Below are 21,254 nucleotides of genomic sequence, written 5' to 3'. Positions count from 1 at the left end.
CTTAATTGGCACCGAGCTTTTTACTCAGGTTACCAAGCCGTATATACTTTATCGTACTCAATCGCGACATCTTAGCATTTTCGATGGTTTCCAGAGGCTCACTTTGTATTTCAATAGGCGTCCCGATATATACTTTTAACCGCGAATATGCATCTCGTCCGCGTTTTCGCTTATACGGGAGCATCCCTCTGATAGTCCTCTTCAATATTTGGTCGGCTCTCTTTGGGTAGTAAGGCCCTTTTTCTCTGGTGCCCTTTTTCACCTGGACATCATATTCCTTGAAGATCTGCACTTTTGACCCAGAAATTATCGCTTTTTCTGCGTTTACAATTGCGATATCTTCATCGCCTTCTAACAGGCGTTTTGAAATATTGCTCGCCAAACGTCCTAATATAAGTCCATCTGCATTGATGATGACCATTTATCATACCTCATTGGATTATTCGAACTCCAGCTCCCTTTGGGTTATCTTTTATTAGTTGCTCTATCATTATGCTTTTCCCTTTGACGCTTTTTATTTTATCGACAGCAACTTTGCTGAATCCTAGACCTGCTATTGTCACAGGATGGTCTAAAATACCAGCGCTTATGACTTTCCCTGGTACGAGTACTGTTTCGTTCTTTTTTGTGTTTCTATTGATCTGGCCGAGGTTCACTTTCGAATAGTTCCTAGTAGGGCGCTCCAATCTTTTGGCGATATCTTTCCATATCATGACGTCCTCTTCACGTGATTTTGCCTTGAGATTTTCTATCAGTTTTATCAGTCTTGGATTTGTTTTTGTCATGCCTTGCACCTTTTTATGCGGGGAGTGAGATTTGAACTCACGAACTCCTACGAGACAAGGCCCTCAACCTTGCGCCTTTAGCCAACCCTCAAAAGGGTTGATCGTCAACCTGCAGACAGGTTGATCATCAGAATGACCTGCCTCGTTATACTCGGCAGGTCATATCTTTCTGTGTTTAGTCCTACTGAGCCCGAAGGGCGAATGTAGGACATTTTTGATCAACCTTTACCTCTGCTACGCAGAGTGAAGGTGTTTCTGCCAAAGCAGAAACGACCTTTTTGTTAAAAAGGTTATTGACCTGACTTGGCAACCCCCGCCAACTGCAAATTTTATGTCATGTCACTTCGAGACTTTTAACCAATATCTTGGCTTTTTTCTTTACGGCATCTGCAGCTCTTTGGACCAACTCTGCCGCAGGAATTGACCCATCTGATTCGAGGCCGAATATGAATGATGTTGAATCACTGTCGATGGTTATCGCTCCAAGTTCGCATGCATCCTCACAAAGGCGACACAACGAACATTCGGCGCTGTTTTTGACCGTCACCGTTTTATCGAGTGCGAGTATACCTCTCGGGCAGACCTCTACGCATGCACCACACCTGTCGCACTTCGAGATTGTGATGGTCGGCATATTTTTATAACTACAGGCGATTGCAGATTGCCACTTTGCATGCGTTTTACCCCTGCCCAACCTGGCAACAGCCTCTAACACTACTTTTTGCCCCTCCTTGAGCTCGATGATCGGTGTATTGTCGTCCACTGGAGCGACTTTCGGGTCAGCAGATTTCAACTCATTGGAATAGACTATTTTTGGCCCTTCAACGCTAAGCATTATGGATACCTGACATCGGGGACATCCCCCTTCACAATCACACTCGGAGCGGGATACATATAACTCTAAATCCGATTTTAATGGAATCAGCCCCAAACGTAAAGCGAGCATTTCATCGAACAGCACAGATGTATTCTCATATATATTGACGTCATCTATCGCTAACGATGGTACTTCTGCGATCATGCTGCGCCTTAAACTGTTAGCGAAAGCAGGTGAAACGCCCGATAATACAAATTTTATCTTTCGGTCAGACAGCTCAATAATATCAACATCCATTATTTAAACCCTCCTGCCACGCCTTCCACCAGCCGGTTTTGTTCCATCATGCGGTATAGGAGTCACGTCTTCGATTCGCCCGATTCGTAAACCTGCTCTAGCCAATGCTCGTATTGCAGCCTGTGCACCTGGACCGGGGCTGCGCTGTTTATTCCCTCCAGGAGCTCTAACATATATGTGAACGCCTACAATCCCCCTGTCCTTTGCCTGTTCTGCGACGTTCATCGCCATTTGCATAGCTGCATAAGGTGAACTTTCGTCTCGATCTGCTTTGACCACTCTCCCACCAGATGATTTGGAAATCGTTTCAGCTCCAGTCAAATCAGTTATAGTGATTATCGTGTTGTTGAATGATGCATAAATATGTGCGATTCCCCATTTTTCGTCCGTCATAATATCTCAGTCCTTTTTATTGGAGAGCCCACATAATATTCGATTTGTGATTCCTCCTCCTCCAGAACTACATAACCTGGGATGGTGACCTTTCTCCCGGCGATCGCGACATGTCCATGGGTGATAAGCTGTCTGGCGTGTTTTGTGGAATTTGCGAGCCCCTGTCGATATACAAGCGTTTGCAATCGTCGTTCCAATATATCTTCAATTTTAATGCTAAGGATTTCATCCAATTCTGCGCCCTTTTTTGATAATTTCATTTTACTTAATTTTTCCAATAGTTCCTTCGATATGGATTTGGCCGATTCTCCCTTCTTCCCTACATCGGTTAATTCTGCGCGTAATTTTCGTGTACCCCGCCGATATCTTCTTAAAACACTATGAGCTTTCCAGAGCTCTCGCTTGTTTCTCAGCCCATATTCTTTAACGAGGGCCACCTCATCACTCATTCTCGTCGCTTGCCATGGGTGGTTCGGAGACTCATATGTTTTACGATTTTTTCCTGGATATCCCATCAATTATCACCATTATTTTTTCTCTTCTTCTTGTCTGACAACCTTTTTCCTTATAACTCCTACTGTAGCTCCTTTTCGTCCTGTCGATTTTGTTCTTTGCCCTCTCACTTTATGCCCTCTTTCATGTCTGATGCCTCTGTAACTCCTCGTCTTCTTCATCAGGTCTATATCCTCTTTGCACTCCATCGTGAGTTCAGAACCCATTAGATGCATATTTTTGCTGGTTAGGATCTCTCTCCGTCGATTGACCACCCATTCAGGGACGTTTTCTCCAAATTCATCAACCGCCTTCTTCAGTCTATCGACGTCTTCATCTGACAGATACCCCATGATGGCTTTACGATCTGTTTTTGCGTTATGGGCTATTATCCCGGCAGACCTCACGGAAATGCCCTTGATGCCAGTAAGTGCGTAGCATACGCTCTTTTTTCCGTCTAGGTCAGTATTACAAATCCTTATTATATGCCTGATTTTTTCATCTTTGGCCATTTATTCACCTTAGTTCTTGTTTATGCGACGCCGAGGAAGGGATTTGAACCCTTGGGGGACTTGCGTCCCACAAGCTTACTAAGTTGATTTCCCCATTCCAGGCTTGCGCCTTCAGCCGACCTTCAAAAAGGTTGTTGACCGGACTTGGCTACCTCGGCACGCGACAGGGAGAATCCCCCCAGATCGAAGACGCACCACGTATGAGAGTGGGACTTCCACGCCACATCTTTGGGTATATGCCAGGCGCCATTAAAACTCTATCGGTGTCGACTGCAATACCATTTTTGGCACCTAATATATAGGTTGCGTTCATTTTTGCCGTGCCGAGACATACACACTCTCCCTTTAGCGTGAATACGGCTACCTGGCACCCCATCTCGATTTCACTCTGAACGCTAAGCACGCCAGGTACGGCCAGGTCTGCGCCATGGCAGATTGCATCCACTGCGGTATCTCTTATGATTACCTTCGGAAGATGGGTCACCCCATATTCCATTGGCATGACAATTTCTCGAAGAAACTGTTCGGTACCATCCTCTTTCCAAAAGACATGAGCGTCTTTGAGGTCTTGTAATGTTGCAATATGCGCGTCTTCGGTAAATGGGCCAGACATGGTCCTGCGCAGTTCGGCCATATGTGCGCCGACTCCTAACGCTTCTCCCATATCATGGCAGAGTTTACGTATATATGTTCCTGCTTCACACTCAACTTCGAACAGCACTTCGTTATCTTTGATTTCCTGTATTTTTAAATGATGAATCTTCCGTTTGCGTATCTGTCGCTTAACTGCGGATTTCAGGGGAGGCCTCTGATATATGTCTCCCGTAAATTCCCTGCAAACATCTCTAATTCTCTCTTCAGGAACGGTCCTGTGCAGTCTCATAACACATACGTACTTCTTCCTTGCCGTCAATAGGGCGCCAACGGCTTTGGTCGCTCCTCCAAGCATTACTGGGAGTACGCCCGTCACTTTTGGGTCTAAGGTACCGCTGTGGCCTGCTTTATCGAGGTCCAATATTTTCTTTATCCATGCGACCACTTCGTGTGAGGTTGGGCCTGCTGGCTTGTCTATGTTTATTACTCCTTTATTGATATGCTCATCGATTCTGCGTTTTTCTGGATCGCATCCGTACTCGGGATTGGTAGTATCTGATGCCTTTATGAGCATCCGTACCCCTTTTTCACCAAATTGATTCATTTACTGCAAAACACCCCGTCTATCGAAGAAGATATGATTTCTATAACTCCCTTTTTATCCCATTTTGAGGAATTGATGACGAGGTCATAGGGTGATAGGTCCTCGATATCGATTTCATAAGAGTCCATATATCGTTTGGATTCGCAACGTTCCCGCTCCTTTACTTCCTTCGATGCCTGTTCGATGGACATGCCATCACGCTTTGCAATTCGTTCGCAGCGGGATTCTATTGGAGCCTTGAGCCATATTTTGAGGTCTGCATTCTTTACCATCCACCCTGATAACCGCCCCTCTATCAAGACATCACATCCTCCCTCGGCGATTCTGCTCTGTTCTCGATCGATTTTTTTATCTATCTCCGCGTTAGATTCTGCCAGTTTTCCGAATTCAGAAAGTGTCATGCCGCGTTCCTTGGCCATCATTCTGAACATCTCTCCTATGGATATCAATTGGAGTTTAAAACGGTCTCCGATGGCACGCCCCACCGTCGTCTTTCCTGTCCCTGGCAACCCGCTTAACGTTATAATCATGTCTACATTCCTCCCATATTCAGTGCCTTCCGTATCACCTGCCCCATCGATATGGAACAGAGCATATACCAGAATATCCACACGGGTATAAATCGGAGCACCGTGTCGGTAGCCAGGTACAACTCGCCATAGAATGGCAATATGATGGTGGCATTCAGAGATAGGGTGAACATCAGATGATACAACCAGCCGAATATCGGCAGTGATATCAGCATGATATATGCCATCGGCTTGAGTTGTTGTTTCATCATTTCGGCTTGTGCCCTCATTATTTCGTCCTTCTGTTTATCCAGCTTCTTCAACTTGTGCTTGTTTTTTGATAACTGCGCCTCTCTGAGCTCTTTTTGGAATAACTTCATCTGCTCCATCGCCCCCTTATTCTTTTCCCAATCGATGGTATACTTCTGAATGACTGATGTAAATAAACCGGTTATCAGAGATAGGACGAATATCACCATATGGAGCGGCAGTATCGTTAATGGCCCAAATAAGTGATTCGTGGTCTCTCCCAAAAATATACGAAACCCCTCATCCATAAACCCGAGCATGAGGACAAACCCGATTATCAATGCAATTTTGTCCAGCGATTCTTTCAATTTTTCATTCATATCGCGCCCCCTCAAAAATCCTGCACAACTCTTCAAATATCTCGGGTATCTTCCTCCCCCCATCTACTGTAATCAGCAGGCCATCTTTTCTGTAATAATCTATGAGTGGTTTCGTTCGACGTTGATATTCATTCAGTCGATTCTGAATCGTCTCCTTTTTATCATCATCTCTTTGATATAGTGCGCCCTCACATTTATCACATAGGTTCTCATCCTTTGGGGGTTTGAAGTTTATATGATAATCAATGCCGCACGATCTACACGTCCTTCTGCCAGATAATCGCGTAATTAACTCTTCAAAAGACACGTCAAAATAAATGACTGCATCGAGTTTTAGCGCCAACTGGTGTAAAATGCTCACCAGTGCCTCTGCCTGTACGACTGTCCTGGGAAAACCGTCTAAAATAAACCCTTTTGAACAATCTGGAGATGAGAGTTTATCTTTTACAAGTCTTATGATTATTTGATCCGGTACCAGTTCGCCCCTATTCATATAGGACTTTGCCTTCTTTCCCAGTTTTGTTTCATCCATCACGTTTTTTCGTAACATCTCTCCCGAGGATATGTGCGGTATATCATACTTCCGGGATATCATCTCTGCTTGGGTACCCTTGCCAGCACCGGGCGGACCAAGAAATACATATCTCATTTTTCACTCGCCTCCGAGGAGTGTTCGCATCATCGGATGCATTTCACTCATCTGCTCTTTCGCTATTTGCTCGTACATCTTGTAAATGATGCTAACGGTCAGTAAGAGCCCTGTTCCACCGGCATGTCCAATGATACCAGTAAAGCTCGCCAATGCAGCTAACGCGCCGATGAATGCGCCCCCGATTATGGTGATGTTTGGAATATATCGTTTCATGATATTTTCAACGACTCCAATATCTCTCCTGTACCCTGGAATTTGCATGCCAGAGCGTTGAATTCGTTCTGCCACCTTTTTTGGCCCCATGCCAGTGGTTTCGATCCAAAACAGCGCAAAAACTATGGATCCAATGATCATGACCGCTAAATATATGATCACACGAAGAAGTATCTGCCCCGGCTCATGTACCCCCGGTATCAGCTCATGTGGACCGGCAATTGGCGCAAGATAATACATCAGCCCCGATACGGCCACGCCATCTATGAACTCTCCGATCATTGGATTATTACCTAAGATAGGGACATCGCTTTCCCATAGCAACATCCCTCCCATCTGGATATTTGCCACCAGCGCCATCACCAGGATTATCGGTAGAACGCTTGCATAGATCAGCTTAACAGGAAATTTTCCTCGTGCACCACGCACTGCAGAGTGAGCAAGTGGAATCTCGACTCTCATACTCTCGACATACACTACAATGATAAATATCAAGATCGTGCCGAGCAAAGCCATCAATCCGCCGCTCAACAAAAAGAAGAACAGCCCGTCTCCACCGAGTAACCACCCCATATCTATCGTAGTAAATATCTCATGCCATTTTGGGATCAATCCAACTGGAAGTGCTGCACCAGTAAACGGATGAATCGCAAAGGGATCTGGCTCCCAACTAAATAACCCTACAACCATCGCCTGTGATATGCTGGCAACTATAAATAATCCTACACCGGAGCCAATGCCCCATTTCGAGACAATTTCATCCATGAACAAGATCAAAATACCCCCAATTGCCACTTGTATGAATAGTATCCATATGACTGCAGATACACTCACACCCAATGTGCCTGCCAGTTCATAATTGGGTAGCAGAAATCTCCCTAATAGCTGAAGAGCAGCGGTCATCGTAATCATGACTAATACGAGTAGTTTCTGAGCGCCCTGGAATATCGACTGGTCTTTCGGATCACTCAGGTCCAGTTTGATGATATCCGCACCGACGAGTAGCTGCAGTATAATCGATGCCGTAACTATGGGACCGATACCTAACTGCACGATCGAACCAAACTCTCCTGCCATGATCGTTCGATACATCGCAAACAAGTCACGGGAATCTGGATGGAGTCCAAATAATGGAACATTGGTGAGTACGAAATATAGTAGTAGAATGGCAATAGTCCACATCAATTTAGTTTTGAAATGTACGTGCCCTTTTGGTTTTGCCACTGCTGGCAGACGATTAAGAAATGGTTCCAGTCGGTCTTTAATGCTCGCTTCGCTCATATGTTGCACCTATTCAGAAATATACATTTGCCCCCCAGTTTTTCTATTTTCGCCTTGGCAGTTTCGGAAAACTTGCTTGCAGTTATGGTCAGCTTTTTTGTCATCTGTCCACTGCCGAGCACCTTGTCGACATTTATATCGGTCAAACTGATTTGAATTGTCCCGTCCAGTTCTTTTGCCATGCCCTTCGATAACAAAATTTCTGAAATCTGGTCCAGTTCGCCCACGTTGATGGATGCATATTTCGTGACTACCTTGGGTGGTCGTTTGAAGCCATGTTTGCCATAGGCTCGCCCTTCCTGCAGCGCCCTGACAAAGTGATGTTTACATCCGCCAGCATGCCCTCTCCCACCTCTACTTCCGCCACCTCGGCGGTTTTTGTGTGTACCGGCACCAAAGGTTCTGGACCCTCTGTATTTCTTCGTCTTCGATTTGCTCATTTCATCACCGCATTTGCTTAATAAGTGCGTTAATTTCCTCGCCATAAAATCCCAGCGCTCCACCTTGTTGGAACGTCTTTTTGATACCTCTATGTCCTTTGCGAGGAGGATGGAGTCTGAACACCGGTGTGAGCTTTGGAATATCTTTGAGGGATGCATCTCCATCACACACCGCCTTGGCGAACTCCTTGATGGATTTATATTTGGCAGCATCTTTCACATATTTGTCAGTGAGTGGTGTCCCTCCTTCTAATTCGCCTCTTTTATGCAGGATTAAATCGAGAGAGTCTACATCGATGATGCCCCAGGCTACATAGTCCTTCACTTTTTGAATCATGCCTTTGTTGTTGGGAGTTTCGGCAAGCACAGCACAATGGTTAATTCGATTCAGGCGCATCATTTTCAGAGTATCTTTTATATCTGGCCTGGTGTGGACGCTGCTCCGCAATCTGATTACTGCATACATGTTTTACTCCTCTCCTTTTCATTTTATTGTTCGCATAGTAATAGTCCGTTTTAATGCGTTATATGTGGCCTTTGCGAAGTTTATAGTAGTTCTCGTATCGCCTTCAGATCTGGTCCAGACATCTTTAATGCCTGCCAATTCCAGTACTTTTTTGGCAGCTCCACCGGATGCTATTCCAAGCCCCCTTGGAGCTGGTTTGAGTACTATTGTAACACTGCCCGCCTTCCCCTTTACTTCAAACGGGACGGTGTGAGCCAGTCCACAACCACACTCCCATGAGCCACAACCCATTTTGACCTGTATGATATTCCGTTTTGCCATATCGATGGCCTTTTTGATGGCAGGTCCAACCTGTACGTCTTTGCCTTCTGCCAGCCCCATATATCCGCCACCATTTCCAACCGCGACAGTCGCCCTGAATTTCACCCGCCGCCCGGAGTCGGTCATTCGCTGGACCATATTGACGTCCAACACCTCATCCTGTAGGTCTGGCATCAGTGTATCTATGATTTCCGCTTCTTTTATCGAGAGACCGGATGCGAGCGCCGCCTCTATTGATGTAATTTCTCCTTCCTGCACCAGCCACCCAAGTCGCGTCTTGGGTATCCATTCCCCTCCATCATCGAGTTTCATATCTCACCTTTGGCAAGTTCATTCAATATAATTTCTTTGGTCTGATTGAAATGGTCGGCCAAATCCGTCGCCTTCAGACCACGTTTGGCGTATTTAGGATAGGCATCTTTCCGTTTATTAGCGTAATTGGCTATATGCTCACCGCGGATTCGTCCATCATCCGGGAATATTGAAGGGTCATGGGGGATGTCCATCCCCGCGTCGACCATGCCCTTTAGCGCTGCATAGACTTTAGAACCTTTTGACGATGTTTGCAACCCTATATCCAACACTCCCTCTTTGTGCCCTTCTTTCAATGTCCTGAGTCCAAACAACAATCCAGTCAAATATGTCGCTGGGGTGTTTCCTGTTGCACCTTTGTATCCAAACTTTGAGAGTTCACACGAACTCGCGGAGGATAAAATGGCATCTCCCTGTTTACGCGGTACTACGAGTTGAACCCCCACATGCTTCAAACTCTTTCGCACCACAACCCTCGGTTTTTGCGACAGGAGCAACTTAAGTCTCTTTCGATAATCTGTTTTTCCCTCCCTTCTTCGTCTGAATACCATTTAATCATCCTCTTATTGCTTGGACTCAAGATGTGAATTTAAGTGGGCGACGCTTCGGAATTCTCCACCTCTTGCTTTATTGTAAAATTTGCGATACGTGTTAGTGTCTATGGTTTCCTCCTCTCTTAGCGTTCGGAGTCTGCGTCTCAAAGCTCTTATCTTTTTCATCCACTGTTCTTTTCTCGGGGCTCTGGCACCCTTTGCCCCCCTTCGGCTACCGTGCCCTTTTCGATGCCCATATGTGCGTTTCACTTTTTTTGCACGAGCCCTCCCGCGGCTGATACCCTTTTGAGGTTTCGATGTAATGACACCCTCGCTGACCAGCGTGCGAATGTCCTCCCTGGTGATGGCTGCAGCTATATCTTCCAGTCTCTCAGAGGTCATCCATACCCGTGTTTCACCGACTTTCATTATGCTTGCTGCCATTCTTCTTTGATTTGATAAGTTGGCCATTTATTCCCTCTTCACAGGATTTAATATTTTAAGACCGAGTTCTTCTGCCTTTTCCTCTATGTCCAATCGCTTTTTGAGACCTACCGTACTGCCGATTCGGATTACCTGTATCGACGTATCTACCATATCCACCTCGTTAAGATTGTGCACCAGTACTTCTTCGTAGCCCGATGGATGGAATCCTCTTACCTCTTTTGGACTGCCATAGCCTATCTGGACCATTGCCCCTTTTGCGACGATTCCACTGCGTTGTTTGTTGTGAATGCCACTCGGGAACCTCCAACTTGCACCCACACGCTTCTTCTTATGAGAATCGTGGCGCCTGAACGAGGGTTTTTTGCTTTTTTGCTGCCTTCTCACTCTTAGAAGCCGCTCTCTGTTACCACTAAAGCCCATTTTGACAGGTTTTTCGGCCGCGGCCAGTTTTTTCTTTTTCTTCGCAGGTTTTCTGGTTTCCAGCCTCTGGACTGCCTTTTTTACATCCTCTGCAAGAGTGGGACTGATGCCATCCACTGCGGTAATATCTTCTAATGATGCTTTTTGTATATCCCCCACTGAGCTGAATCCAGCCTGAACCAGTGCATTGGTCTTCGCCTTGCCGAGTCCTTTTATCTTGGGCAGCCCCCTAATAATCTCAGTCACCGTGACCACCCGATTACGTAGATGCCGTCTTGAAATACCCTTGGGTCATATCTACGGATTCTGGTTGCCTGCTCTATATTTGCGGCAGTTTGACATACTCCTTCTTTGTCAATTCCCGTGACAATTATTTCATCGCGGCCGATTTGAACCCTGGAATTTCTGACTATTTTTGCCCTTCTTGATTTTCGCTCTCCCAAGAAGTTGCTGATGAGTGTGGCATTTCCCTCTACTTTGACTTGGATTGGAAAGTGAGCATAGACTATTTTTAGTTTACGTTCAAATCCCTCGGTCACACCGATTATCATATTTTGGATGTGCGAGGCAAATGTGCCCATCATCGCCCTCCCTTCTTTTCCGGGGCTTTTAGCCTTGACTATAATTTCTGAATCTTCTTTGGTAATGGTGATGTTAGGATACCACAACTCGCGTTGCAACTCGCCGTTGGCACCAGAGATTTTGATACAATTTCCCTCGATTTGAACGTTCACATCTTTTGGAATCGATATGACCTCTTTGGTTTCTCTCATCTATGTCCCCCTAATATACATATGCCAATAATATTCCGCCAGTTCCCTTTTCTCTGGCGTCGTAATGAGATATAACACCATGAGGCGTTGCAAGTATCAATGTCCCAAAATTCTGGGCGGGCAAATATCTCTTCTCCCATTTTTCAAATTCCGTCTTCTTGACCGAAAATCGAGGTTTTACTACTCCACATTTATTGATCCTGCCGCGTAACTCCACCTTAAATTTACCTGACTTTTTATCATCTATTAACTCGAACTTACCGATATATTCCTGCTCCTGCATGATTTTTAGGATATTACGGGCAAGTTTCGATGCAGGTGCTACCGTACATTCTAGTTTTCCGGTATCGCTTGCATTCTTGATTGAGGACAATATATTTGCAAGAGGATCTACTAATGTCATTTAAACGATCACCATTTTAGCTGTACTTTCTAAATCCCATATCATATGCGACTTCTCTAAAACATTGTCGACATAAATATATATCGTATTTTCGGACCAGTCCTCGGTTTCTCCCACACCGCTTACACTGGTTTGCCCAATATCCAAATTTTACATTTTGTGGTTTTGTCATGTTACCACCGCGCCGAATTTATCTTTGATGAAGGCAGTTGCATCCTCTTTATTCAATCTATGGGCGGATGGAATCTTATGTTGTTTCGCCCATCTACGACGAACTCTGTAACCTGGACGCTCCAATGCGACAGATACATCCATACCAAATATCCCGATTTCAGGGTCATATCGCATGTCGGGAAAATCGGTATGCTCTTCAATGCCAAATGAGAAATTGCCGTTTTCGTCAAACTGTGATAGGTTAAGTTGACCATCTTTTATCGCCAGGGCAGACCGTAAAAACTTCTCCGCCGCTTCTTTCCTGAGCGTTACAACGCATCCAACGGGTCCCCCCCTCTTGATGCCGAATGTCGGCATAGTTTTCTTTGCGACAGTCCTGACTGGCGTCTGCCCGCTTATTTTTGTGAGAATCTGCTCGGCATTGAGCAGCTTTTGTCCACCTTCTCCCAAACTTATATTGATCGTGACCTTGTGTATCTTTGGGGTTTTCATAGGATTCATCATTTGCGCACCTCCAGGTCGATATCGGGCTTCTCGGTGCCGATGACGAAGACATAATCTTTTGTGGTCTCAAATTCTTTGTCACTTTTCACGGTCACCATGTTTGGTCGTGAGCTGCGAACTTCTATCAATTCTTTGATCGTACCGATTTCTCCTGAATGCCTTCCACCAACGACCATTACCAGATTTCCTGGTTTATATTCCAGTCGTTTCACTATCTTTCGTTCTGGTAGTTTGAGCACCACAGAGTCGCCAGAACGATATTCGTTCGAGCCGATGATATTTGAGCCATCATGCAAGTTAAGCTGCACCATTCCCCCCCTGACCACGGTCTTGTTGTTGATTCGACACAGCTTGACGTTCGAATCCTTAATTTTATGGAGGGTGAATCTACCTCTTGGATCGAGTAATACTCTGTAATGCGTCTTAATGGCAGAAATTGAAACTACGTCGAATATTCCAATTGGAAATTTATGGTCTCGTATAACCTTCCCATCTACGATAATCTGTTTACTATCTAACATGTATCGGATTTCCTTGATATTGTCTCCAAGCTTCAGCATGTCGCGTAACACTATGGCAAGTGGTACGCATCGTTTTTTGGAGTGTGGACCAGGAACTGGTTTAACGGCCCATTTGTGCGTTTTTCTGGTTATCGCCCAGCTAGTCGGAGCTGATATTCTCTTTTGATGACCTGCCATAGACTTATCGCTGCCTCCTTAATATCTCCTCACGGCGTTTATCTTTGAGATTTAGTTTGGTTATTTGGATATTGGATGGATGAATCGGACGTGCGACTTCGGAACCATCTGCCTTCTTGACAGTGACGCCATCAATCGTCACCCTCTCACGTCTAAGGTCGACGGTTTGAACCTTTCCTTTTGTACCTGCGTGGTCTCCTCTCATCATTTTAACCACATCGCCTTCGACAACTCGTGCCGTACGTCTGGAGTATTTTTTACGCAGCTCATCGTCCAGTGCTGCCCCCATGAACCCCTGTCGTTTATGTAGTGGCGCTTTTATCCTTTCCCTTCTCTGTTTTCTTGGCTGTATCGATGTCATGACAATACTCCCTTTCTTTTTCCCTTATACTATCATAGTAGCAGCTGAAGCGATTTTTGCAAACCGCTCTGCAGATTCTCTGGCTACGGGTCCTTTAATTTCGGTGCCCTTGGGCTCTCCTTTTTCATCGGTTATCACGGCGGCGTTGTCATCAAATTTCACCCTCATCCGCTCAGGCCTCGTGAACTCTTTCTTCTGCCTGATAACGACGGCATGTAGTATCTGTTTTCTCATCTCAGGCGTTCCCTTTTTTACCGAAACGATGACTATATCACCAATGCCTGCTTTTGGCTGCCGTCGTTTTACGCCTCTATATCCTTTAACCGAGATGACCTGTAAAACCCTTGCGCCGGTATTATCAGCACATTCGAGCAGAGTGCCAGTGTTTATAGAACGCGGAATTCGGGAGGTATGCCCTCTCATTTTGGCATCACCTGGATTATCACAAACTTCTTGGTCTTGCTTAATGGACGGCATTCGGCGATTTTAACGGCGTCTCCGCTCTTTGCATCTATACATGGCGGGTTGTGCGCATGGATCTTTGATCGCCTTTTTTCGTATCTCTCGTACTTCGGAACTCGTTTGACATATTCTCGCTGGATAACTGCGATTTTTTTCATCTTGGAGCTTACGACAGTCCCCTCTAATACTTGTCCTCGTACGGGGAGCACGCCGTGAAATGGACAGGCGGGGTCTTCACACTCTTTTTCGGGTGCAACTACATTCAGTCCGATATCCTTTGCCATTATCTGATCCTCTCATCTTCTTTTTTGAACCCTATTTTCGGGTCGTGCGAGTAGCAATTTACCATTTACTTTAACTTTGGCATCTGAAAGCATAAACACGAATGTTACTCCCTCTTTTGCAGTCTTTTTTATCCGATGGTCTTCTTTTTCAATCATGAACATATTTCGCGTCTCATCTACGATTTTTCCTTTAAGTCCTATCTGATTTGGAGCTGTACTCGCGACAATCTTGGTGGTGAGTCCAATTAATTCGTGATGGATTAAATTTTTAGGAGTGATATCCATTATACGGCACCACCTTGCTCGCGTTGGATGGTCTTGATTCTGGCGATGGTCCGCCGCAATCCCCCGATTCTACCAGGATTTTCAGGCGCACCACCTGCAGATGCGATAGCCCTTTCTCTGATGAGCTCGCTGGTAAGTTTGGCTAGTTGTTCCATCTGTTCATCAGACGTCATTTTTCTAATTTCTTCTGGCTTCAAGACCGCCATTATTCATCCCCTTTTGTAGATTCTCCGTCTTTAATTTCCTTCGTTTTAGGCTTTTTAGGAGATTTAGATTTTATCTCTTCTTTGTATGTTTCACTCTTATCTATTGGTTTGATATCTGCTGATTTTTCATCAGGTGTTTCTTTAACTTTTGCTGTGGATTTCTCAACCTTCGTTTTAGGCTCTTCAACAGATTGTGTTTTTGTCCCTGTCTCACTTGTATCGTCTTTACCTTCTTCTTTGACTTCCTCTTCGATTACTTCTGCAGGCATCTCTCCACTAAGTATGGTGAAGTTATCCGGCATCACGACATCGGGTTGAACAATTCTAACCTGGACACCGAGGACGCCAAGTTTCTTGATTGCTTTCGCGAATCCCTTGTCCACAAGTTCTTCAGCAGGAATCCCTGTGTGTTTGATACGTCCGGCCAAAAATTTCTCTCTGCGTTTTCGGGGACCAGTTAGCTTTCCAGATATTATGATTTCACAGCCAAGCGCGCCAGCATTCATTATGCGTTGTAGCGTTGAGTGTCCTGCTTTTCTAAAATACCATCCGCGCTCCAGTGCGTTTGCGAGCATGTTTGCCATCATCTGCGCATTCAGTTCTGGTTTTACAACCTCCTGTACGTCGATTTGTGGATTATCTAACTGAAATTCCTCATCTAATTTTTTAGTGAAGATACGTACGGTCTTCCCGGCTTTTCCTATAACCATCCCCGGTTTCTCTGCGTAAATGGTAATCTGCGTCCCCATTGGGGTTCTGTTGATTTTCATCCCGCTATAGCCTGCCCTATCCAGCTGTTGTATGAAGTATTCGTTTATTCTTACTTTTTTAAGTCCATCTTGGACGAACTTCCTTTCGATAGCCAAATTACTGCACCCCTTCTAAGACAAGCTCAATTGTGACCGTTTCGGTATTCTTTGGAGTTGCCCTTCCCATCGCCCTGGGCATATTCCCCTTTATCACACGTCCTCTCTTGGCAGCTATATGCCAAATCCTCATCCGTTTTGTATCGAGACCTTTATACTCGGCATTCTTTTCTGCACTGGCGATGAGCAGCAGAATTTCAGAGGCAGCTTTCTTGGGATAGCGTCCAGCATCCCATTTATGCAGACCTTTCTTGTGCCCGACGTTCCTCTTGTATCTCCTGAATGGAACTGCTTTTTTCAGGGCGACGACCTCTCCCATATACTCTTTGGCTCTGGATACGCTCATCCCCTTTATCTCACGGCATATCTCCACTGCGTGTTTTGGAGATATGTGCACCTCATAACACATGGCCTTAGCCGTTGTTTCAGGCAATCCATCTTTTGAATACTTGATTCTTGACACTTGAATAACCTCTCACTTCAATGGCACATATCTGCTTGATCGAGTTGCACCAACACCTGCACTCCCGTGTATAACCCGTTTTCGAGTAAGCGCAAACTCGCCGAGATAGTGTCCAATCATCTCTGGTTGAATCTGCACGCGGTTAAACTGTTTTCCGTCATGTAATTCGAATTGCATGCCCACCATCTTCGGTAATATGATTGTATCTCGCAGATGCGTTCTGATTGGCGATTTTCCTTTTTTGATGGATTCTAATAATTTTTTATGCGCCTCAGAAATTCCTCGCTTGATGGTTCTGCGCGCTCGTGCTGGCAACAGGTTGGCAACATCTTCCAGGTCCATCTCTTTTAACTCGTCGATTGTATATCCACGATATTTGAATTCTTTCTTTCGTCTCGGTAATTTGTTTGTTTTGCCCTTTGCCATCTTTCCACCTCTATCGTTTTCCTGTCCTTCGTGCCGCGATGGATCCTACCTTTCTTCCAGGCGGAGCGCGCCTGCTCACGGTCTTCGGCCTTCCTGGATGCTGCCACCCACCTCCTCCAAATGGATGGTCGACGACGTTCATCGCAACACCTCTTACCCGTGGATATTTGGCAGCTCTGGATTTCATCTTATGGTACTTTTTACCGGCCTTGACGAACGGCTTATCGGTTCGACCTCCGCCTGCAACGACGCCGATAGTTGCCCTGCATTTTGGGTTCAGCCATTTCATCTTGCCGCTTGGTAGTTGAATAATTGTTTTGCCCACATCGTGTGTTATCAAGGTCCCATGTGTCCCAGATGATCTTGCAAAGTGTCCTCCATCTCCTGGGCGGGATTCGATGTTACAGACTAAGCTCCCCTCTGGAATCTCTGCCAAAGGCAACGTGTTGCCGGGTTTGATCTCTGCGGATATGCCGCATGATATTTCATCTCCTGTCGCTATGCCTTCGGGTATCAATACATACCGTTCCTCATCGTTTTCGAGCCTAATTCTGGCGATTGGAGCACTTCTGGCTGGATCGTGCTCTATGTCGATCACCACTCCTTTTACTATCTCATTCTCATCGATTTTTATGTGTTTGAGATCGGATTTGTATTTGTGAGATGGGGCCCGATATGTTGGGGTCCCCTTCCCCCTCTGTTGTGATATTATGCGCTTTCCCATTTTAGAACACTCCCAGTCGTGTTGAAATCTCTTCGGCAGAATCTTCATGGGACAATGTAACTATGGCTTTTTTCTGCCCCTTCGGAGTCATCATCGTTTTTATATCGGTAATTGTGACCTCGTACATATTTTCAATCTCTCTCTTTATTTGATCTTTCGTCGCATCGACGTCGACCAAGAATTGGAGCTTATTATTCGCATCTATCTGGATGGTCGCTTTTTCCGTTGTATGGAGATGTTTAATGGTCATTAAATGCCTCCTCTAATTTGGAAAGTGCAGACCTGCTCCAGACCGTCAAACGACCCGCATGCGTGCCAGGGGCAAGCAGCTCTGCATTCAAATCCTTTACGGTCGTTACATCTATGCCGGATAGATTGCGTGCAGCCCTACTCACTTCTTTATTCTCAGAGGTTACAATCAAAATGCTCTTCCTATGTTTGTACTTTCTGCCTCGGCGTTTTCCTTTGCCAGCCCGTATCGATTTTCCATTTTTGGCTCTGAGCACGTCATCCCATAGATTGATGTTCTGTAAAAATTCGCGCACTTCACTTGTCCTGGACAATGACTCCATCGAATCCTCGACGACCAGTGGCAGTTTTGCATCGAATTTATGTCCTCTGCTTGCGACCAGATCTGGGTCTGCCGTTGCCGCAATAGCGGACCTTATTGCCTTTCTTCTCTCTTTCTTGTTGACCTTCTCCGAGAGGATTTTATCTGTTTTTGGGGGGTGAGCCCTGCGTCCTCCAACAGCCTGAGGCACTCTGGCGACCCGACTCCCGCCCTTTATTCGCGGCGCACGTGAAACTCCTCTACCGGTACCCCATCCTTCTGCAGACGTCCTCATACCAGCATATGGGTCGGCTCCATATGGTTGTAATCTATTTGCCTGCGCAGCGATAACGGCTCTTTTAATCAGGTCAGGCCTGTATACTTCTTCGAAAACCGAGGGGAGCTCGATTTTTTCTTTGATTTTTCCAGATAAATCCATGACCTGTGCCCATAACATATCTATCACCCTTGTTTGGACCTCACGCTGATGTAGTTGATTTCAGGTCCTCCTTTTGGTGCCATCCTTGACCTGATGGATGGTCTTATCCGAATCAAGCGCTTGACAGGACCTGGGATGCTTCCTTTGAGAAGTATGAACTCATTTCTAACCACGCCGTAATTCAATAATCCGCCATCCGGCACGATTTCGCTTGCGTCGGATCCGATTTTTAGAATTCGCTTATTAAATTCGGTTCGTTGATGATATCCAGTTTGACCGAGTTGCGGCACTCGCCAGCTTACCCTAGCCGGATGCCATGGCCCTAGAGTGCCCAAATGTCTGGTCTTTCCCGCTCTTGCATGTTTACGTTTCCGCATTTTGATTCCCCACCTCTTTACAGGTCCCTGGGTGCCTTTTCCCTTTGTGACGGCAGATGTATCTACAAGTTCGCCCTCTTTGAATATGTCTGATATGTTGAAATCTTTTCCAAGGATATTCTTTGCATACTCAAAGCGAGCCATGATGTCCCCGCCACCTATGCGGCACTCCATCAGCTCGGGTTTCTTCTTGGGGATACCTGTCACTTTTGACGGATGCGTGTGATATAATATTCTAACATCGTCTATCATGTCTTGTGAAATCAGTTTCTCGATGCGCTTTAATGCAGCATCTGTATCATGCTTTTCTGGTAATGGTGATGCTCTGCTCAAATTTTCATCTAGGTCTTTTGCCCATGCGTCCGTTACGGATTTGGCACCATATGGCGTATTGGCGTAAACTCTAATCGCCGCTACTTTCACGGCAGGGGTTTCGATAATCGTAACCGGCACCGTGATTTGCATGCCTTCTGTGAGGCTGTTTGGCCGATCATCTATCATTACTATGTGGGTCATCCCGGCCTTGTAGCCGACGAAGCCCTGTGCTTTAGGCTCTCCTGCCGCTTCTGGCCATGACCTGAAGACGGGTACCTGGCTTTTTGCCCGCTTTCTTGGACTGAATGCCAGAGACCCACGTCTTGGGCGATGTGTTCTTGCCATTTGTACTTCTCACCACTTTAATGTCAATCGACAATCTGAAAATAAAGCGAGACAGACCATAAAACTCGAATCCCTCTAAAAGATTCTGATGTCAATTCAACGCGTCATCGTCAGATTCAATACGGCGGGCACAAAATACTTGTGTCCATCTCGTATTTCCACATAAATTGGAGTATTGTTATATAAATCTTGTCTTAGGCTGTTTTACAAAGCTTCATCCCAGGAATTTTCTTAAACTTGCTGCTCTTAAAACATGCCCTCCTATATCTTCAATCTTATTCTTCTTTAATGAATTTGCAATGTAGTTTGTCAGTTCTCTATGCTCTTCATCTATTTGAACATCTAATGGAAAATCTTTAACCTTTGCTTCGATACCTTTTGGCAAAAAAACAGCATTCGGATTAAAATATTTAAGAGAATCCATCAAATCGTCTTCGAAATTTACATAAACGTCTCTGATGAATTGAATGTCATCTTCATCCAGAGCATTCAAACCCAGGATTTCTGGTGGCAGGCCCATAGAATAAAGGGCGGCTGTGAATGTTATCGCCCTTGGCAATGTAATTCCCCCTACATCACGTGAATAACCGAATAGCCCTATATGCAACTTCCTTTTTCTCCTACTCGGAACATATCTCGCAACCTTATTGATAATTGGTGCCAGTACTACGATCTGTTTTTGGTATTCTCGAGAATATTTTTCAATTATCTCCAGGCACTTCTCCTCATCCACTTCCTGAGGCAGACGTGTTTTTCTCTCTCGCAGTTTTTTTACAGCCTCTTCAACCTCTTGAGGGGGATTGTCATATTTGAATGCCGATTGAATCGTAAACGTATGAGCGCTTGGATATTCTTCCATAACTCTTTCAACTGTCTGGGGTTTGAGATTGCCCCTGAAAGGAGCCGAGCCAACGCCTATAATTGGATAAATTTTGACATCGATGTCCTCTGATAATCCTTGCAATCTCTGAAGCGCAATTTTATTCAAAAGAACAGCACTAACTAACCCATAGTTCATCGTTGGGTCTGACCTTGCCAGGAAGACTCTTTGATATTCACTATCCTTATCTTGCAAATATTCTCCAACTATGTTGTGGGCGTCAAGCATGTGGACCATGTCCTCAAAAAGAGGTATGACATTTATTCTTTCAGGCTCGAAGTTCCCAATCCACTCGGCGATCGTTATATCCCCATCTCTAAATGGCTTGTTCTGTTTTCCCACGACAAAATCGTGATAATATCTATAAATTCTATCAATACACATAGATGAGCTCGTCATTGGCAGGATGACTTCGAATACTGGTGGCATCTCATCTCCGTAAAATAATTTAGCAGCGTCAAATGATCTGGGTATGCTTTCCAATGTTTCCAATAAAATTTTTGCCTCGCCCCTTTCTATGGTCGGATTTGGAACCCTTAGAGTAATGAACGTATCCCTGCCCAATCTTTTTTCTCTAAAAAATGGCTCGTATTTTGTCAGTAATTTTTTGACTACAAAACTATCGACTTCCTTGCCCTCACAATCCCACATCTGTTCATCACAGCCCAAATGGGAAAATGCATAGTATGCTTCCTGTATCTCATCTTCTCCGCCGAGCTGGGTGTGCTCTGCAAAAAACGGGGAGTTCACATTATCGGGATGTTGCGTACTCATGCACTTTGGTATTTTTGTCATCTGAATCACTTCCTAATTGGTTTATCTTTATATATCAATTTTTAAGTGTTGAAGCGAATTTCGCTTTTGTTTCAATTTAGGAGCCCATCTAACTTAATATCATATCATAGATTGGGGTGATATGCTATATTAATCATGTTATCTAATATAATTGAGAAGTATTGGTATGCAAAAATTTGAGTTTCTGGATTTTGCGACAGCTGACGT

General features: G+C 45.1%; 34 protein-coding genes, 2 tRNA genes and 1 pseudogene. All 37 read right to left on the bottom strand.

The genetic code is table 11. The features are described 5' to 3' along the window. Nucleotide 1: 1 nt before the first annotated feature. Nucleotides 2–421, bottom strand: a complete 420-nt coding sequence (locus BME93_00955) for a 50S ribosomal protein L13 (protein ID ATZ60750.2) — start codon at nucleotides 419–421, stop codon at nucleotides 2–4. A 10-nt stretch (nucleotides 422–431) separates the two neighbouring features. Further along, complete coding sequence (locus tag BME93_00950; GenBank protein ID ATZ60749.2) at nucleotides 432–785, bottom strand: 50S ribosomal protein L18e; 354 nt, start codon at nucleotides 783–785, stop codon at nucleotides 432–434. Nucleotides 786–801: 16 nt separating this feature from the next. Then, a tRNA-Leu gene (locus tag BME93_00945) sits at nucleotides 802–1,102 on the bottom strand. Between the two features lie 17 nt (nucleotides 1,103–1,119). Beyond that, entirely contained in the window at nucleotides 1,120–1,899 is a 780-nt protein-coding gene (locus BME93_00940) for a DNA-directed RNA polymerase subunit D (GenBank protein ATZ60748.2), read from the bottom strand. 3 nt (nucleotides 1,900–1,902) lie between these two features. After that, a complete protein-coding gene (locus BME93_00935; protein ID ATZ60747.2) occupies nucleotides 1,903–2,292 on the bottom strand; it encodes a 30S ribosomal protein S11 in 390 nt (129 codons plus the stop codon). Beyond that, nucleotides 2,289–2,807 (bottom strand): 30S ribosomal protein S4, encoded by a 519-nt coding sequence (locus tag BME93_00930; GenBank protein ATZ60746.2) that lies wholly within the window; start codon nucleotides 2,805–2,807, stop codon nucleotides 2,289–2,291. Before BME93_00930 ends, BME93_00935 begins: the two co-directional genes overlap by 4 nt. Nucleotides 2,808–2,819: 12 nt before the next feature. Beyond that, entirely contained in the window at nucleotides 2,820–3,296 is a 477-nt protein-coding gene (locus tag BME93_00925; GenBank protein ATZ60745.2) for a 30S ribosomal protein S13, read from the bottom strand. Between the two features lie 28 nt (nucleotides 3,297–3,324). Further along, nucleotides 3,325–3,454: transfer RNA gene (locus BME93_00920), tRNA-Ser, on the bottom strand. Next, entirely contained in the window at nucleotides 3,445–4,494 is a 1,050-nt protein-coding gene (locus BME93_00915; protein ATZ60743.2) for an RNA-guided pseudouridylation complex pseudouridine synthase subunit Cbf5, read from the bottom strand. The genes BME93_00920 and BME93_00915 overlap by 10 nt, the downstream gene beginning before the upstream one ends. Further along, nucleotides 4,491–5,024 carry an AAA family ATPase gene (locus tag BME93_00910; GenBank protein ID ATZ60742.2) on the bottom strand — a complete coding sequence of 178 codons (534 nt, stop codon included), beginning with the start codon at nucleotides 5,022–5,024 and terminating at the stop codon, nucleotides 4,491–4,493. Before BME93_00910 ends, BME93_00915 begins: the two co-directional genes overlap by 4 nt. 2 nt (nucleotides 5,025–5,026) lie before the next feature. Further along, nucleotides 5,027–5,632: an EMC3/TMCO1 family protein gene (locus BME93_00905; protein ID ATZ60741.2), complete on the bottom strand. Its 606-nt coding sequence runs from the start codon at nucleotides 5,630–5,632 to the stop codon at nucleotides 5,027–5,029. Continuing rightward, nucleotides 5,625–6,281: an adenylate kinase gene (locus tag BME93_00900; GenBank protein ID WRQ72950.1), complete on the bottom strand. Its 657-nt coding sequence runs from the start codon at nucleotides 6,279–6,281 to the stop codon at nucleotides 5,625–5,627. Before BME93_00900 ends, BME93_00905 begins: the two co-directional genes overlap by 8 nt. Nucleotides 6,282–6,284: 3 nt before the next feature. Beyond that, entirely contained in the window at nucleotides 6,285–7,778 is a 1,494-nt protein-coding gene (gene secY / locus BME93_00895; GenBank protein ATZ61711.2) for a preprotein translocase subunit SecY, read from the bottom strand. Then, nucleotides 7,775–8,218, bottom strand: coding sequence for an uL15 family ribosomal protein (locus BME93_00890; protein ID ATZ60740.2), 444 nt, complete (start codon nucleotides 8,216–8,218; stop codon nucleotides 7,775–7,777). Before BME93_00890 ends, secY begins: the two co-directional genes overlap by 4 nt. A gap of 4 nt (nucleotides 8,219–8,222) precedes the next feature. Continuing rightward, nucleotides 8,223–8,684 (bottom strand): 50S ribosomal protein L30, encoded by a 462-nt coding sequence (locus BME93_00885; GenBank protein ATZ60739.2) that lies wholly within the window; start codon nucleotides 8,682–8,684, stop codon nucleotides 8,223–8,225. An 18-nt stretch (nucleotides 8,685–8,702) separates the two neighbouring features. Further along, on the bottom strand, nucleotides 8,703–9,317 hold the full coding sequence (locus BME93_00880; GenBank protein ID ATZ60738.2) for a 30S ribosomal protein S5: 615 nt from the start codon (nucleotides 9,315–9,317) through the stop codon (nucleotides 8,703–8,705). After that, complete coding sequence (locus tag BME93_00875) at nucleotides 9,314–9,868, bottom strand: 50S ribosomal protein L18 (protein ATZ60737.2); 555 nt, start codon at nucleotides 9,866–9,868, stop codon at nucleotides 9,314–9,316. The genes BME93_00880 and BME93_00875 overlap by 4 nt, the downstream gene beginning before the upstream one ends. Before the next feature lie 12 nt (nucleotides 9,869–9,880). Beyond that, nucleotides 9,881–10,321: a 50S ribosomal protein L19e gene (locus tag BME93_00870; GenBank protein ID ATZ60736.2), complete on the bottom strand. Its 441-nt coding sequence runs from the start codon at nucleotides 10,319–10,321 to the stop codon at nucleotides 9,881–9,883. Further along, nucleotides 10,322–10,963: a 50S ribosomal protein L32e gene (locus BME93_00865; GenBank protein ATZ60735.2), complete on the bottom strand. Its 642-nt coding sequence runs from the start codon at nucleotides 10,961–10,963 to the stop codon at nucleotides 10,322–10,324. It lies immediately after the preceding gene. Continuing rightward, a complete protein-coding gene (locus BME93_00860) occupies nucleotides 10,960–11,490 on the bottom strand; it encodes a 50S ribosomal protein L6 (GenBank protein ATZ60734.2) in 531 nt (176 codons plus the stop codon). The genes BME93_00865 and BME93_00860 overlap by 4 nt, the downstream gene beginning before the upstream one ends. A gap of 10 nt (nucleotides 11,491–11,500) precedes the next feature. Continuing rightward, a complete protein-coding gene (locus BME93_00855) occupies nucleotides 11,501–11,893 on the bottom strand; it encodes a 30S ribosomal protein S8 (GenBank protein ID ATZ60733.2) in 393 nt (130 codons plus the stop codon). Between the two features lie 16 nt (nucleotides 11,894–11,909). Then, nucleotides 11,910–12,065 carry a 30S ribosomal protein S14 gene (locus tag BME93_00850; GenBank protein ATZ60732.2) on the bottom strand — a complete coding sequence of 52 codons (156 nt, stop codon included), beginning with the start codon at nucleotides 12,063–12,065 and terminating at the stop codon, nucleotides 11,910–11,912. Then, on the bottom strand, nucleotides 12,062–12,571 hold the full coding sequence (locus BME93_00845) for a 50S ribosomal protein L5 (GenBank protein ATZ60731.2): 510 nt from the start codon (nucleotides 12,569–12,571) through the stop codon (nucleotides 12,062–12,064). The genes BME93_00850 and BME93_00845 overlap by 4 nt, the downstream gene beginning before the upstream one ends. Continuing rightward, entirely contained in the window at nucleotides 12,568–13,269 is a 702-nt protein-coding gene (locus BME93_00840) for a 30S ribosomal protein S4e (protein ID ATZ60730.2), read from the bottom strand. The genes BME93_00845 and BME93_00840 overlap by 4 nt, the downstream gene beginning before the upstream one ends. A 4-nt stretch (nucleotides 13,270–13,273) precedes the next feature. After that, nucleotides 13,274–13,630 (bottom strand): 50S ribosomal protein L24, encoded by a 357-nt coding sequence (gene rplX, locus BME93_00835; GenBank protein ATZ60729.2) that lies wholly within the window; start codon nucleotides 13,628–13,630, stop codon nucleotides 13,274–13,276. A gap of 24 nt (nucleotides 13,631–13,654) precedes the next feature. Continuing rightward, entirely contained in the window at nucleotides 13,655–14,053 is a 399-nt protein-coding gene (locus BME93_00830) for a 50S ribosomal protein L14 (GenBank protein ATZ61710.2), read from the bottom strand. Then, a complete protein-coding gene (locus tag BME93_00825) occupies nucleotides 14,050–14,376 on the bottom strand; it encodes a 30S ribosomal protein S17 (GenBank protein ID ATZ60728.2) in 327 nt (108 codons plus the stop codon). The genes BME93_00830 and BME93_00825 overlap by 4 nt, the downstream gene beginning before the upstream one ends. Nucleotides 14,377–14,388: 12 nt before the next feature. Next, the gene (locus BME93_00820; protein ATZ60727.2) at nucleotides 14,389–14,661 is read right to left on the bottom strand and encodes a ribonuclease P protein component 1; all 273 of its coding nucleotides are present in this window, start codon (nucleotides 14,659–14,661) and stop codon (nucleotides 14,389–14,391) included. After that, nucleotides 14,661–14,867 carry a 50S ribosomal protein L29 gene (rpmC, locus tag BME93_00815; protein ATZ60726.2) on the bottom strand — a complete coding sequence of 69 codons (207 nt, stop codon included), beginning with the start codon at nucleotides 14,865–14,867 and terminating at the stop codon, nucleotides 14,661–14,663. The genes BME93_00820 and rpmC overlap by 1 nt, the downstream gene beginning before the upstream one ends. A gap of 89 nt (nucleotides 14,868–14,956) precedes the next feature. Then, nucleotides 14,957–15,733 (bottom strand): annotated as a pseudogene (locus BME93_00810) (30S ribosomal protein S3). A gap of 1 nt (nucleotide 15,734) precedes the next feature. Then, on the bottom strand, nucleotides 15,735–16,196 hold the full coding sequence (locus BME93_00805; protein ID ATZ60724.2) for a 50S ribosomal protein L22: 462 nt from the start codon (nucleotides 16,194–16,196) through the stop codon (nucleotides 15,735–15,737). A 12-nt stretch (nucleotides 16,197–16,208) separates the two neighbouring features. Beyond that, the gene (locus BME93_00800) at nucleotides 16,209–16,622 is read right to left on the bottom strand and encodes a 30S ribosomal protein S19 (protein ATZ60723.2); all 414 of its coding nucleotides are present in this window, start codon (nucleotides 16,620–16,622) and stop codon (nucleotides 16,209–16,211) included. A 10-nt stretch (nucleotides 16,623–16,632) separates the two neighbouring features. Further along, on the bottom strand, nucleotides 16,633–17,346 hold the full coding sequence (locus tag BME93_00795) for a 50S ribosomal protein L2 (protein ID ATZ60722.2): 714 nt from the start codon (nucleotides 17,344–17,346) through the stop codon (nucleotides 16,633–16,635). A 1-nt stretch (nucleotide 17,347) separates the two neighbouring features. After that, a complete protein-coding gene (locus tag BME93_00790; protein ATZ61709.2) occupies nucleotides 17,348–17,596 on the bottom strand; it encodes a 50S ribosomal protein L23 in 249 nt (82 codons plus the stop codon). After that, a complete protein-coding gene (rpl4p, locus tag BME93_00785) occupies nucleotides 17,586–18,353 on the bottom strand; it encodes a 50S ribosomal protein L4 (protein ATZ60721.2) in 768 nt (255 codons plus the stop codon). The genes BME93_00790 and rpl4p overlap by 11 nt, the downstream gene beginning before the upstream one ends. Before the next feature lie 5 nt (nucleotides 18,354–18,358). After that, entirely contained in the window at nucleotides 18,359–19,372 is a 1,014-nt protein-coding gene (locus BME93_00780; protein ATZ60720.2) for a 50S ribosomal protein L3, read from the bottom strand. Between the two features lie 214 nt (nucleotides 19,373–19,586). After that, nucleotides 19,587–21,047: a phosphoenolpyruvate carboxylase gene (gene ppcA, locus BME93_00775; protein ID ATZ60719.2), complete on the bottom strand. Its 1,461-nt coding sequence runs from the start codon at nucleotides 21,045–21,047 to the stop codon at nucleotides 19,587–19,589. Nucleotides 21,048–21,254 lie beyond the last annotated feature (207 nt).

The organism is Methanosarcinales archaeon Met12 (assembly GCA_002813105.2).
Lineage (GTDB): Archaea > Halobacteriota > UBA148 > UBA148 > JAJOKI01 > JAJOKI01.
This window is presented reverse-complemented; position numbering and strand designations above follow the sequence as displayed.